The sequence below is a fragment of the Aequorivita vitellina genome (assembly GCF_022008365.1).
Lineage (GTDB): Bacteria > Bacteroidota > Bacteroidia > Flavobacteriales > Flavobacteriaceae > Aequorivita > Aequorivita vitellina.
Genome location: NZ_JAIRBA010000006.1, coordinates 106,546 through 120,770 on the forward strand (window position 1 = coordinate 106,546; position 14,225 = coordinate 120,770).

General features: G+C 38.5%; 10 protein-coding genes. 4 read left to right on the plus strand and 6 right to left on the minus strand.

What is annotated here, in order from left to right; genetic code table 11:
- Positions 1-29: 29 nt before the first annotated feature.
- From dinB to K8089_RS04940, 3 genes are all read right to left on the minus strand, one after another.
- Positions 30-1,247: a DNA polymerase IV gene (dinB, locus tag K8089_RS04930; protein WP_237602175.1), complete on the minus strand. Its 1,218-nt coding sequence runs from the start codon at positions 1,245-1,247 to the stop codon at positions 30-32.
- A gap of 111 nt (positions 1,248-1,358) precedes the next feature.
- A complete protein-coding gene (locus K8089_RS04935) occupies positions 1,359-4,349 on the minus strand; it encodes a DNA polymerase III subunit alpha (protein WP_237602176.1) in 2,991 nt (996 codons plus the stop codon).
- A gap of 215 nt (positions 4,350-4,564) precedes the next feature.
- Positions 4,565-6,034 (minus strand): alkaline phosphatase family protein, encoded by a 1,470-nt coding sequence (locus K8089_RS04940; RefSeq protein WP_237602177.1) that lies wholly within the window; start codon positions 6,032-6,034, stop codon positions 4,565-4,567.
- A gap of 154 nt (positions 6,035-6,188) precedes the next feature.
- On the opposite strand from K8089_RS04940, the gene dnaK reads away from it, so the two are divergent.
- Positions 6,189-8,105, plus strand: a complete 1,917-nt coding sequence (dnaK, locus tag K8089_RS04945; protein ID WP_237602178.1) for a molecular chaperone DnaK — start codon at positions 6,189-6,191, stop codon at positions 8,103-8,105.
- A gap of 130 nt (positions 8,106-8,235) precedes the next feature.
- Here dnaK and K8089_RS04950 read toward each other — a convergent pair whose 3' ends face one another.
- Positions 8,236-9,945 carry a right-handed parallel beta-helix repeat-containing protein gene (locus tag K8089_RS04950; RefSeq protein ID WP_237602179.1) on the minus strand — a complete coding sequence of 570 codons (1,710 nt, stop codon included), beginning with the start codon at positions 9,943-9,945 and terminating at the stop codon, positions 8,236-8,238.
- A gap of 285 nt (positions 9,946-10,230) precedes the next feature.
- On the opposite strand from K8089_RS04950, the gene K8089_RS04955 reads away from it, so the two are divergent.
- Positions 10,231-11,085 carry a bile acid:sodium symporter family protein gene (locus K8089_RS04955; RefSeq protein ID WP_237602180.1) on the plus strand — a complete coding sequence of 285 codons (855 nt, stop codon included), beginning with the start codon at positions 10,231-10,233 and terminating at the stop codon, positions 11,083-11,085.
- A 133-nt stretch (positions 11,086-11,218) separates the two neighbouring features.
- On the opposite strand, the gene K8089_RS04960 is transcribed toward K8089_RS04955, so the two are convergent.
- Positions 11,219-11,932, minus strand: coding sequence for a leucine-rich repeat domain-containing protein (locus tag K8089_RS04960; protein ID WP_237602181.1), 714 nt, complete (start codon positions 11,930-11,932; stop codon positions 11,219-11,221).
- 87 nt (positions 11,933-12,019) lie between these two features.
- Positions 12,020-12,667: an alpha/beta hydrolase gene (locus tag K8089_RS04965; protein ID WP_237602182.1), complete on the minus strand. Its 648-nt coding sequence runs from the start codon at positions 12,665-12,667 to the stop codon at positions 12,020-12,022.
- Between the two features lie 45 nt (positions 12,668-12,712).
- On the opposite strand from K8089_RS04965, the gene K8089_RS04970 reads away from it, so the two are divergent.
- The gene (locus tag K8089_RS04970) at positions 12,713-13,135 is read left to right on the plus strand and encodes a PaaI family thioesterase (protein WP_237602183.1); all 423 of its coding nucleotides are present in this window, start codon (positions 12,713-12,715) and stop codon (positions 13,133-13,135) included.
- A 2-nt stretch (positions 13,136-13,137) separates the two neighbouring features.
- Positions 13,138-14,202, plus strand: coding sequence for an isochorismate synthase (locus tag K8089_RS04975; RefSeq protein WP_237602184.1), 1,065 nt, complete (start codon positions 13,138-13,140; stop codon positions 14,200-14,202).
- Positions 14,203-14,225 lie beyond the last annotated feature (23 nt).

Sequence of the window (14,225 nt, forward strand, 5' to 3'; positions counted from 1 at the left end):
TGGAACAAGAAGCAAAAATGCGATTGAAACTACCTTCTTCTATTGGGCAACAACGGCGGCGGCGCTCCCGTAAACGGATTCCAACGTCCAATACTTTTGGCCTCCATTCCCGCAGCGCGCATTACAGCACGGTCGCCGTAACGGTCGCGCATCTTGTCCATAGCGTGGTAGAGATTGATTATTTTTTCGTTATCGTCAAATAAATCTATCTGAAATCCACCTTCCACCAAATGGCTAAACCGTACGCCCACCATTCGCACCAAAAGCCGGCGTTGGTATAGTTTTTTAAAAAGTTCCATCACTACCGGAATAATTTTATGGTCTGCGGAGCTATACGGTATTTTTTGCTGCATAGTATACGTTTGAAAATCTGAATACCGAATTTTAAATGTTACGCAGGCAGTGAGTTTGTTGCCGCGTCGTAGTTGAAAAACCAAATTTTCTGCCATCGCAATTATAATGCCTTCCAGTTTTTTTACATCGGTGGTATCGCGGTCAAAGCTGCGCTCGGTAGAAATAGATTTGCGTTCGGTATATTGTTGTACCGGCGTATTATCTATGCCGTTTGCTTTCTGCCAAATGGTCTGTCCATTTTTTCCGAAAACTTTCGTCATCATTTCCACAGGCATTTCCTGTATGGTTTTTATCTGTTTTATACCCAGATCGCACAAAGCACGGTAGGTAACTTCGCCTACCATGGGTATTTTATTGACAGCCAAAGGCGAAAGAAATGGTTTTTCGGTTCCTTTTACAATATGAATTTGATTGTTGGGCTTTGCTTCACCAGTGGCTATTTTTGAAACGGTTTTGTTTATGGAAAGCCCAAAAGAAATAGGCAGTCCAGTTTCTTTTATAATGCGCTGCCGCAATTCGGAAGCTAATTTTTCGCAACCAAAAAACTTGTCCATTCCCGTTAAATCGATATAAAATTCATCTACGGAAGCTTTTTCGTAAAGCGGCACACTTTCTTTAATTACATCGGTTACGTTTTCTGAAAACTTGCTGTAGGTGCCAGCATCGCCGCGAACTACAATTGCTTCGGGGCATAACTGTCTGGCCAGCTTCATTGGCATTGCAGAATGAATCCCAAAAGTGCGCGCTTCATAACTACACGAAGCCACCACGCCGCGATCGCTCGTGCCGCCAATCAATACAGGTTTTCCTATTAACTTACTATCCAGCAAGCGCTCACAGGACACAAAAAATGTGTCCAAATCCATGTGTACTATGTTTCTTTTCTCGTTCATGCCTATTCCCGCCCTTCGACTACCGCTCAGGATAAACTACGGCGGAAATCTCTTAATTGTTACTATTATGTCCTATAGCGAAGCGGTCTTACGTCCTACCGTCTTAAGTCTTTACAATGCAGCGGTCATACGTCCTTTTTCAGCAGCATATCGCGGATCTTGAATTATCGCCAATCGCTCCATCTTTATAACCTCAATATTTATACAATCAAACACCTCTGTTACTTTTCCGGTAATACTGTAAACCCCTTTCCCGCGGAAGCGATATTTATTAGCCACCGGCGGAAAATGCACCGTATCTACAAATTCGCCATCGCGATCTATAAAGTTCCCGAAATACATATAATCGCCTCGGGAAGTTCGGGTTCTTTTGGTGGTTATTAAATACCCTTCAATAGTCACTATTTTTCCTATAAATTGTGAAAGCTGTGTTGCCCGTAATTTATTTTCCGAAGGATTCATGAGCAATTCAAACGGACTGCAGAGCGAAAATCCCAACAGTTCCAGTTCGTCAAAAGCGTCTTCCAGCGCGGTGTGCGGCAGGGAAGGGGTTTTGTAATTAACCTTTTTTTGTTTAAAAAGTGTGTACACATTTTCTTCAAAACTCACTTTGTTAATTTTCATATAAGCTTCCCAAAGCAGTTCGCGTTTGTTTCTGCCAGTGAAGCGAAAAGCATTTATTTTTATAAGAATTGTAACCTGCTCCATCCCGATGGAAACGCGTTCCAAAAAATCGTCCAAGCTTTCAAAAGCACCATTTTTGTCGCGTTCAACAATTGTCTTCTCAATGCATTTAGATTCCAAAGATTGCAAAAACCCGAACCCGATATAAATATCCTTTCCGTCAATAATAGTTTCGCCATAACTGCGGTTTATGCAGGGCTGCAAAATATTTCCGCCGTGCATTCGCGCTTCGTGCACATAAAGTTCTACACTGTAAAAACCGCCGCCGTTGTTGAGCGTGGCCACCATATATTCCAACGGAAAGTAAGCTTTCAGAAAAAGACTTTGGTAGCTCTCCACAGCATACGAAGCGGAATGTCCTTTCGCAAAAGCATAGCCGGCAAAACTTTCAATCTGCCGCCAAACATCTGCAGTAAATGTTTCATTTTTACCTGAATTTTTACAATTGTTGAAAAACTGATCTTTTACCTTTTGAAACTCTTCCCGCGATCGGAATTTGCCACTCATTCCTCTTCGCAACATATCTGCTTCGCCCAAATCGAGGCCGCCAAAATGGTGCGCCACTTTTATTACATCTTCCTGATACACCATTACGCCGTACGTTTCGGGCATAATATTCAGCAAAACGGGATGTGCTTCTTTTCTTTTTTCGGGGAAACGGTACCGCAAAATATATTCGCGCATCATGCCGCTTTTTGCAACGCCCGGCCGTATTACCGAGCTGGCCGCCACCAAACCCAAATAATCATCTACTTGCAGCTTGCGAAGCAGCATCCGCATGGCGGGGGATTCTACATAAAAACAGCCAATTGCCTGCGCATTGCGCAATAGTGTTTTTATTTTTTCATCCTTTTTAAAACGTTTTATATCGTGAATGTCCAAATCGGGTATTTCAGGGTGATTGTGTTTTACAATTGCTACAGCGTCTTTTATTTTTCCGAGCCCGCGCTGACTTAAAATATCGAATTTATAAAGTCCAATATCTTCGGCAATTACCATGTCAAACTGTGCGGTAGCATAGCCTTTGGGCGGCATAAAAGTGGCGGTGTAGTAATAAATGGGTTTTTCTGAAATTAAAATCCCACCAGCGTGAATGCCCAAATAATTTGGAAATCCTTGAATGTATTGACTGTACATAATTACCAATTGCGACAATTTGTCCAGCGTTTTAAAATTGCAGTCTTGGGTAGAAAGTTTATCGATTTCTTCCTTTGGCAGCCCAAAAACCTTCCCCAATTCGCGAACCGATGCTTTAAATTTAAAAGTGTTGTAAACGGCTATAAGTGTTGTATTTTTAAATGTTTTAAAAATAAAGTCGGTAATATCGTCGCGGTCCTGCCACGAAAAATCAATATCAAAGTCGGGTGGATTCTTTCGGTAGAGATTTATAAATCGCTCAAAATAAAGGTCTAGCTCTACCGGATCTACATCTGTAATTCGCAACAAATAAGCAATAATACTGTTGGCCCCGCTGCCGCGACCCACGTAAAAGTAGCCTTTGCTGCGAGCGTATTTTAAAATTTTCCAATTGATTAAAAAGTACGAAACAAACCCTTTTTCTTTTATAATGCCCAGCTCTTTTTCTATTCGTACCATTACGCGTTCGCCCGGGCGCTTGTAGCGGTAGTGGATTCCCGCATAAGCCAATTTCTTCAACAATCTGAAATCTAAATCTTCATTGGCGGTATACGATTTTTGGTTGCAAGTGGTTTCTTTTGAAAAATCAAAAGAAATGTGGCAGCGGTTTAAAAGCGTTTCAGTGTTTTTAATTAGTTGCGGGAATTCTTCAAAACATTTCTTTAGTTTTTCTTCCGAAATAAATACGTCGTTTTCGCTGCCTTGTTCCGAAGTTGGCAATTTGCTAAGCAACATATTATTGTCTATGGCACGCAGCAATCTATGTGTGTTAAAACCTTTTTTATTTTTGAAAGTAACGGTCTGTAAAACCACCAATTTGTGCTGCTTATTTTTCCAAGGCGAAAACTTTAAACGGTTAATATCGTCTATTTTTACGCCGAGAAATTCATTTTCTAAAAGTGTTTCTCCTTCAAAGGAAGCAAATGGATAAATTATAAATGTATGCGGAAGTTGTTTCGCTTTCGTGGGAATTTCAGCATTTTTGGCACCTTCGCGTTGATGGAGAAATTCAGATAAATATTCGTTTATATTCTGAAACCCGTCATTGTTTTCTGCTAACATTACAAACTGTTGTTGGGCACCTTTTCTGAAATCTACGCCCAAGATTGGTTTCACATTATATTGGGATGCAATACGCACAAATTCCAAACAAGCCGAAGTAGAATTGACGTCTGTGAGCGCCATGGAAGTTACGCCATTTTCTTGCCCCAAACGCAATAAATCGCTGATTTTCAAGGTGCCGTAACGCAGGCTGTAATAGCTGTGACAATTTAAAAACATCTATATTGGATTTATTCCAAAATTATGGAATTAATCCAACACGGAAAAATATTTCTGAATAAAATATTCCCAATTTTATAAAATGTGTTTTTGAAATTCGGAAGTTTATTTTATGCTTTTAAATGTTTTAATAAACCTAATATATCGTCAAGCAAAACCGTTAAAAAAATTTGCTTCGAACTGGTAAACAGGAAAAATATGTGGAAATAAAAAGCTTAATTTTTAACAGGCACACGCTTAAAAGTAAACGTTCCATTTGCATCAATTACTTTATAAACCCCAAACGGCGCATCTTCTCTCACTACTAAAAAACTTTCATCGTTTTCTAATTGATCGAGGTAGGTCTCGTTTTCGGAGAGGTACGAGAATAAAATTCGGAACAGGTTTACGTTTGTCTTTAGTTTAGTGTCAAATTCGGGGACTTCATTATTGGGCCATCGTATGGCGAGAGTGGCGGCAAAAATTGAGTTTACAAGCGTGGAATCTTTCACTTTTTGTTTGAGCTCTCCCGTGTAATTAAAACCCACATAACCTCCGTGATCTGCAACAATAACAATCAATGCCTGCGGATCGTTTTTGGTAATTAAAGTAACCATTTGGCGTAACCACACATTTGCTTTTTCAAGATTTTCAATATAATTTTCTCTTTCTTTTTCTTTCCCATCAGAATCGCTTTTTTGAACTGGAATATGGCCAGGCAATATTTTTTCAACAAAATAAAAATTAGATTCGTTTTTATTCTCCGTAATGGCTTTTTTCATTTCGGCTACAACATCTACGTTTATATCGAATCCACGCGATAAAAAGGAGAGATCTTTATATGAAATAGAACTGTAATCGTACCCCAATACGGGCCGATTTACAATAATATAAGGCGACTCAATTAACAGCGAGGTTTTGTATCCATTTTTGTTAAAAACCGATACTGCAGCATTGTTGCCAGCAATACTTTTTCGCAGCCCATAAGCTTCCTTCGAGCTGGGTTTTGGGTTTTTGTAATAGTGATGCGTCATAGCAAACATCGAACTGTTTGAAGTAACCGTGTTAGAATAATTGCTTCGGAAATTGGGATAAATCTTGAAATTATGTTCGGTTAAAAAATCTTCAAAAGCACTATTATCCATCGCATAGGGCGCTTCTTTTAATGTGCTCGCATTGGCGTATCCATCGGGTTGAATAATATACACATTTGGTTTTTTCTTAAAATTAGCTTCCATAATAGTATCGGGAAGTTGTTTCCATTCGGTAGAAAAATTTAAGTTGTTGGCAACGTAAAAACCCAATTGAAAGGCCACAATCAATGCTAGTAGATATTGCAATAAAACCATTTTCTTTAAATGCTTTTTAAGTAAAAAAGCAAGTCCGAATACAAGAACGATAACCAAGAGAATTATCTTTTTTTTGGGTCCCAAAATGCTAAAAGTAAGCAAAGACGCAAACCCCACTGCATTTGAAATAGTTAGTAACAGCCTATAATTTTTAGCCACAAAAGGTATTTTTTTTGAAGAAATTTTCAAGCAAATATTAACCGCTACCGGTACCAAAAGAAAGAACCCTATAAAAAAGAAGAGTTGCGTTAACGAATCTACTAAGGTAAAATTAGAATAGTAATTGTAAAGAAAAGGATAGAGGCCAGTTGCCAGACCAACAACAACGGGATGCCTCGTACTTAAGCGTTTTGTCATTTCATTTAATTAATACGGAAGTAAAGCTACTAATAAAATTCTGCAACTTGCATTCTGCCATCCTGTCATAATCGTTCTGCTGGCACAATCATTGACTTATAGAACTCGAAAATAAGAATACAACAATAAACTATAAACAACAAACAATAATATTATGAGTAAAATAATTGGAATCGACTTAGGTACAACCAACTCCTGCGTTGCCGTGATGGAAGGTAGCGAGCCAACGGTTATTCCTAATGCCGAAGGAAAAAGAACAACGCCTTCAGTAATTGCATTTGTGGAAGGTGGCGAAATTAAAGTAGGTGACCCTGCAAAACGTCAGGCTGTTACAAACCCTACAAAAACCATCAGCTCTATTAAGAGATTTATGGGAAACAAATTTTCAGAATCTAAAGTAGAGACTGAATATTCATCATATAAAGTGGTAAAAGGCGATAATGATACTGCCCGTGTAGATATTGATGGTCGTTTATATACACCACAGGAATTGAGCGCCATGATTCTTCAGAAAATGAAGAAAACCGCCGAAGATTATTTAGGACAAGACGTGAGCCGTGCGGTAATTACCGTTCCTGCATATTTTAACGACAGTCAGCGTCACGCAACTAAAGAAGCAGGCGAAATTGCCGGTCTTAAAGTAGAACGAATTATTAACGAACCAACCGCAGCAGCACTTGCTTACGGTCTTGATAAAAAAGGTACCGACCAAAAAGTGGTGGTATTCGACTTTGGTGGTGGTACGCACGACGTTAGTATCCTTGAATTGGGAGATGGCGTTTTTGAAGTACTTTCTACAGACGGTGATACGCACTTGGGTGGTGACGATGTGGACCAGAAAATTATTAACTGGTTGGCAGATGAGTTTAAAGCCGAAGAAGATTTTGATCTTCGCAACGACCCAATGGCACTGCAACGTTTAAAAGAGGCTGCCGAAAAAGCAAAAATTGAGCTTTCTTCTTCAACGCAAACCGAAATTAACTTGCCTTATGTAACGGCTACAGCTAGCGGCCCAAAACACTTGGTTAAAACCTTAACCCGTGCAAAATTTGAGCAACTAATTGACGATTTGGTAAAAAGAACAATGAAGCCTTGCGAAACCGCAATGAAAGCTGCAGGTTTAACAAAAAGCGATATAGACGAAGTAATTCTTGTAGGTGGTTCTACACGTATTCCTGCAGTTCAGGAAGCTGTTGAAAAATTCTTCGGAAAAAAACCACATAAAGGTGTAAACCCAGACGAGGTAGTTGCCGTAGGTGCTGCAATTCAAGGTGGTGTTTTAACTGGAGATGTAAAAGATGTACTTCTTTTAGACGTAACCCCACTTTCTTTAGGTATTGAAACAATGGGTGGTGTAATGACTAAATTAATTGAAGCTAACACTACAATTCCAACTAAGAAAAGCCAAGTATTCTCTACTGCAGCAGACAATCAACCAAGTGTTGAAATTCACGTATTGCAAGGTGAGCGCCCAATGGCAAACGACAACAAGACAATTGGTCGTTTCCACTTAGACGGAATTCCACCAGCACAAAGAGGTGTGCCACAAATTGAAGTAACGTTTGATATTGATGCCAACGGTATCATTAAAGTAAGCGCTACAGATAAGGCTACTAACAAATCGCAAGACATCCGTATTGAAGCTTCTTCTGGTTTAACCGAAGATGAAATTAAAAAGATGAAAGCAGATGCGGAAGCAAATGCCGAAAGCGATAAAGCTGCTAAAGAAAAAGTAGATAAATTAAACGAAGCAGATGGAATGATCTTCCAAACTGAAAAGCAACTTAGCGAATTTGGCGATAAATTATCAGACGATAAAAAGAAACCAATTGAAGAAGCTTTGGAAGAACTTAAAAAAGCTTACGAGTCTAAAGATGTTGAAACCATTCAACCCGCTTTAGATAAGATAAACGAAGCTTGGAAAACCGCTTCTGAAGAAATGTACAAAGCCCAAGCAGAACAGCAAGGCGCCCCAACCGGTGATGCCGGAGCAGGAGCAGAGCAGGGAAGCACAGGCGGCGGCGCAGAAAATAGCGACGTTGAAGATGTAGATTTTGAAGAGGTGAAGTAAGCAGGACGTTGGTTTTGCGCAGCATAGCCTTACGTATCGCTTATACAAGCAAAATTACTATAGCTTAATGCAAAAACCGCAACTTGAAAAGGGTTGCGGTTTTTTTATTTATAATGGTTTATAGTTCTATCTAATTTTTCAACAGCCTTCCTTTGGAAATAATTTTTCCAGCGTTGCTAACGGTATAAATATAGACACCGGGAGAAAGATTTTCGGCTATTGACAATTGGAAATTGCTCACGGGTATATTCAATTTTTGTTTAAAAATGCTACGCCCTTGCAGGTCTATAAAATCAATTTGATCAAATTGTACATTCGTGGGAGCCGTGAAATTTACAAAATGCCCAGCAGGATTTGGATATACCGCAATCGATACAAGTTGCTGATTTCCTATGGCCAATAAACCACCTAATTCTACGGCACCAATATCTGCATGTCCATCCACCACAGGAATGGACGGATCTGCCGCATCAACAGCATCTGAGGTTGCAGTAGGATAACAAAATAGGGGATTAGTAGGGTCTAAAGATTCCAATTCAGGGTTAGAAAATATATTGTAATACACATCAGAATCTATTCCGTTATTATTGGTAGTGGCAATTACGCCAACTCCGGCTGGAAGGTTATTGTTTCCAATTCCCATTGCATTGTTATAAAATAGATTGTAAGCTACAAATTGCGGCTGGGGGTCGCCCTCTGAGTGGATTGCATATCCCGAATTATACGCAATAATATTCGAATTTATTTTTGGGTTGGGTTCAAAGAAATCGCTATCGTAAATACCTATTCCGTGACGCGTATTAAAAATAGTATTGTTGGTTACGTTTGGCTGTCCGCCAACAACAAAAATACCTGAGCTAAATGTCGCGTCCGAAACATTAAAGACTATGTTTCGGTATATATCAATACTAGACCAATTTTGAATTCCATAAATACCCACATTGTAAATTTTATTATGTCTTACCACAGCGTGCTCTACATTTACACTAACTGCAATACCTATTTGTGCGATATTAAAAATTTCATTCTCTTCAATAATAATACTGTTTAGATTATCTGAACCGGCTGTTATTCCGCCACGGCAATCATAAATCTTGTTATTGCTTATGTTGGCAGCGCCCGATTCATAAACCCTAATCCCTCGTTCTTCCGTATGGCGAATTTCATTATTGGTAATGGTAACATTTCCATCATAAACCGTTACTAAACCATCATTTTGTGAATTTTCTTCCATCCCGTATTCTATTATGCAGTAGTTAAGAATTGAATTGGTATTTCCATAAAATGAAATGTTCCCCCAGTCCTTATTTGTTGGGAAATTGGCATTCGATGTAAATCTTATATAATTTGTTTCGTTTCCGTCTGCAATTAAAGTTCCTTCAACATATATAGTGTAATAACCGTCAAATTTTATTTCGGTACCAGGGTCTATTGTTAAGATTTCCCCTGTTGGCACAAAAATATCGCCAACTACTTTATAAACTGAATTACTATTCAACGTACCAGTAATTTCGCCCGAAATTTCTTGAACATTTACTGAAGATAAAGTAACATCATCCAGAGTGATATTTCCGTTTAGAAAAACCTCCATCAATTCGTAAGTCTGGTAACCAGCCTGCTCAAAAATCACATTATATACCCCATTTTCTACTGTTGTAGAATACGCGCCATTTACAATTGGATTTATTTGGTTGAAAACCGCTCCGGGGGAGACAGGTGAAAAAGTAATTGTAATATTTTCTGAATTGGAATTATTGTCGAGAAATGCATTGCCTGCTACATTGGCCGCTTGAACTCCGGATGAAATGATAAGAGATAAAATAATTAAAAAAGACTTCATATTATCTGGGTTTATAATTAGATACAAGTACTGTGGAAAGTTGCGTAAATTTTAAGATTTTCGAAAATTTGATTAACAATTCTTATAAATATAACACATTAACTATTAAAAATTTCGATTCGATGTAGATTAAATTTTTAAGTGCAGATAACTAATAGTATATATAATCGAAAGTTGGTTTGGAAATCAAAATAATTTAGAAGTAAACCATTACTTCATAATTGCAGTATTTTTCAAAATAGAAATCCTAATGCAATTTGATTATCTTTCTTCAAAATAAAAAAAATGGATAACCTTTCAACCATCATTCTTGCCGGATCACTAATCGTTATTATGTTGGGCATGGGGCTCACCCTGCAAAGCACAGATTTTAAAAGAATATTTCGCTATCCAAAAGCTATATTTATTGGGTTGACCAATCAATTAATCCTTTTGCCGCTCGTTGGTTTTGGTATTACGCTCCTTTTCCCAATGCAACCCGAAATTGCAATAGGAGTTATCATTTTGGCAGCTTGTCCAGGCGGACCTACTTCAAATTTAATTTCGCATTTGGCAAAAGCAGACTTGGCACTTTCAGTCACACTTACCGCCTTTAGTAGTTTAATAACCATTTTAACAATTCCATTTATTGTAAACTTTGGTTTGGAGTATTTTTTGGGTGTTGGTCAAGTGGTGGAACTGAATGTACTTTCAACGATAGTCCAAATTTTTGTAATCGTAGTTATACCTATTATTATTGGAATGTTGGTGCGTAGCTACAAACCAAGTTTTGCCAACAACATGGCAAAGCCTGTACGTATCGCGTCTGGCGCGGTATTGGCATTGATAATTATTGGTTTGGTAATTAAAGAACGAGCTAACTTTGTCTCTTATTTTGAACAGGCAGGAATTGCAGCATTGGCATTAAATGTGGTAACTATGGTATTGGGTTATTTTTCGGCAAAATTGTTTGGATTGGGCAAAGCGGCTGCACGTTCCATAGCTATTGAATCGGGAATTCAAAATGGTACCTTGGCAATTACAATTGCAGTGGTCCTGCTGCATAATGCTTCCTTTGCAATTGTACCGGCAGTGTATAGTTTATTAATGTTTGTAACCGGAGGCGTGCTAATTTATTTTTTTAATCGGGAAGCTAAATAAATTTTTTATTAGCGGTTTTGGGAATTCACCTTTCCAGAAAATTGTAGATTTTGCGGTCTATTTCAATAGCTGGCAAAAGAAAAGCGGCCAATTAAGGCCGCTTTCCGGAAGTGAGGGATTTTGAGGTATTGAGTTAATCTACGTTTTCATCCCCCTCCAAAGCGATTATATGTTCACTAGGGTTACGTTGTATGGGTGAGTTTAATAAATTTAATTTTGAGCCCGTATTTGAAAGTACCATTACCGAAAAATCATCCGGATTGGTAAATTCGTTTTCTGCAACTACCAGTTCTCGCAAGTATGGACAGTTTGCTAATCCTTTGGGCAAGGCGCCCGTTAAATTGTTATCAAACACATTAAAAACTTCAATTTCTTTCAGATTTGTAACGCTTTCTGGCACAACACCAGTTAATTGATTACTGCTTAAATGCAGCTGTTTTAATTTTGTTAATTGCCCCAACGACTCGGGAATAGTACCGCTAAGCGAAGTAGCATTTAGTGCTAAAACCTCTAGATTACTTAGGTTACCCAACTCATTGGGAAGTGTGCCTCCAATAGGATTAAACGATAATTCTAAACGTTGTAAGCTTAAAAGATGTCCTAAAGAAGCAGGAAGGGTACCACTCAAGTTATTAAAGTGTAATTCAATAGCAATAACCTTGTTATTTGCCACCGTTATTCCGTGCCAAGTTGCTACTGGAGCATTAAGGTCCCATTTCATATTCCACTTTTGGCCATTGGTTGATGAATAAAGGTCTAAGAGAATTTCTTTGTCTTGTTTGCTAATTTCTGCCACCGCTATAGATGCAATAAATAAGAAAAAGCAAGTGAGGATTGTCGTTTTCATAAGCAGGTGTTTTAAATATTAAGGCATTGTAAAATAACGCGAATTGAAGTTAAAACACAAATTTATTCGATGAAATGCACAAATTTTTTAAAATTGTTCTGAAATTTTTAATAAAGAGGCTTTGTTTACCTCGTGAATACCTTCAAAAACTTCAATCTTTAAGCGGTCTTTAAAAAGATTGCTGCCTTTTAGGTGTTCTTCGGTTTTTCGCGCTTCGGTAATATATTCATCTTTATTACCGTAAAGGTAAATTACCTGTGCATTGTTTCTTAAAAAATCGAAATCCTTAGGTTGCAATTCATTTGGAATGCCACCAGAATGTAAAACCAATTTATTGCATTGTAATTTTCGTCTGGCTACCCATCGCGTAGCAATAGAAACCCCTTGCGAATATCCCATAACGATAAGGTTGGGAATGAGACCCGACAGTTCCTTTTCAAAAACAGCATCCACAAAATTGAGAATATTTTGAGTTTCCGTAACCGTATTTTCGCGGGTAAGCCAAGAAGCACCCACGTGTTTAAACTTTTTGTCCTGATAGTATTTTGAAGGAGCCTGCGGTGCAATTATGTAATTTTCCTCGGCATCCAATTCAGAAAAATAATTGATAAAATATTTGCTCAAATACCCCATTCCGTGAAAAACCATCCAAACGTTCTTCGTCTTGTTGGTTAATTTATTTAAAGTGTGGTAACTGTTCGTACTTGTATACGAAACCTCTTTTTCAATGCTCATTTTGTTAGATTCAATTTTGTACTTTTACAAATGTAAACCAATACAATGAAGTACACCAAACAAGAAATTTTGGCCGCTTGTAATAAAATGAGCCAGAATACCCTAATGGAAACCTTAAACATAGAATTCACCGAAATAGGCGATGATTTTCTGGTGGCCAGAATGCCCGTAACCCCAAGAGTGCATCAGCCCGATGGCGTTTTACACGGGGGCGCTTCTGTGGCTTTGGCAGAAAGTGTGGGCAGTGCGGGGGCGTATTTTTTTTTAAATTCGGAAGAAGTAATGATTCGCGGAATTGAAATTGCTGCCAATCACGTTAAAAGTGTGCGCGACGGCTACGTTTACGCTAACGCTAGTATAATTCATAAAGGCAGAACAACCCAACTTTGGCAAATAAAAATAACTAATAACGATGGCGCACTGGTCTCTCTCGTTAAACTTACAACACTTACTTTACCCAAAAAATAATAATGGACCTACAGCTTTTTACCCAAAAAATTTCAGACCATTTAAAAGAGGAACTGCCATTCGTCCTCTATGCGCGGCCACAGCAAAACACCATTTCTGCCTTGCTGCAAAAATCAAAAACGCTTTTTAAAATTGATGAATTGGCCACAAACGGGTTTGTATTGGCGCCTTTCGAATACGAAAACACGGCTTGTTTTATTCCAGAGAGCGACTCAGAAAAAATTGAAACAGAACTACAAAACCCTTCCGTTGAATTGAAGTCGTTGGAAATTGCCGAAAATGATACTGAAAAAGACGAATATACAACTCTAGTTTCTAAGGTTATCGACAATATAAAATATCGAAAGGCGAAGAAAATAGTGGTTTCGCGCTCAAAAGATTTTCACTTAAACAAATTTTCTTTCGGCACACTATTAACTAGTTTGTTTTCCACATATCCCCAAGCTTTTAGATATATTTGGTATCATCCGCAAACCGGTCTTTGGTGCGGTGCTACCCCCGAAACCTTGGTTCAGGTTGAAAATAATACTTTTAAAACCATGGCTTTGGCAGGAACGCAACCTTATACAAACAACGAAGTAGTTTGGGGTCCAAAGGAACTAGACGAACAACAATTGGTTACCGATGCCATTACCACCAGTTTGCAACGTGTAACTTCTATATTAAAAGTTTCAAATCCGCATACGCACCGTGCAGGGTCGCTACTTCACCTTAGAACCGATATATCGGGCGTTTTAAAAAATGGCAAAACAACTTTAACAAAAATTGCTGCCGCGCTCCATCCCACTCCCGCAATATGCGGAGCTCCAAAAAAGTTTGCCAAGGAATTTATTCTTGAAAACGAAGGTTACAACCGTGCGTTTTACACCGGATTTTTAGGGCCAATCCAAGACAACGGTGCCTCCGCATCGCTTATGGTAAACCTGCGTTGCATGCAAATTGAAAACAACACGGCTCACCTCTTTGTGGGTGGCGGAATAACCATTGGCTCCAAACCTTTGGAAGAATGGCAGGAAACGCAAAATAAAATGCAAACCATGCTACAAGTATTAACGCCAATGCTGTAATATTTTCGGCGTCTTCGTACCTT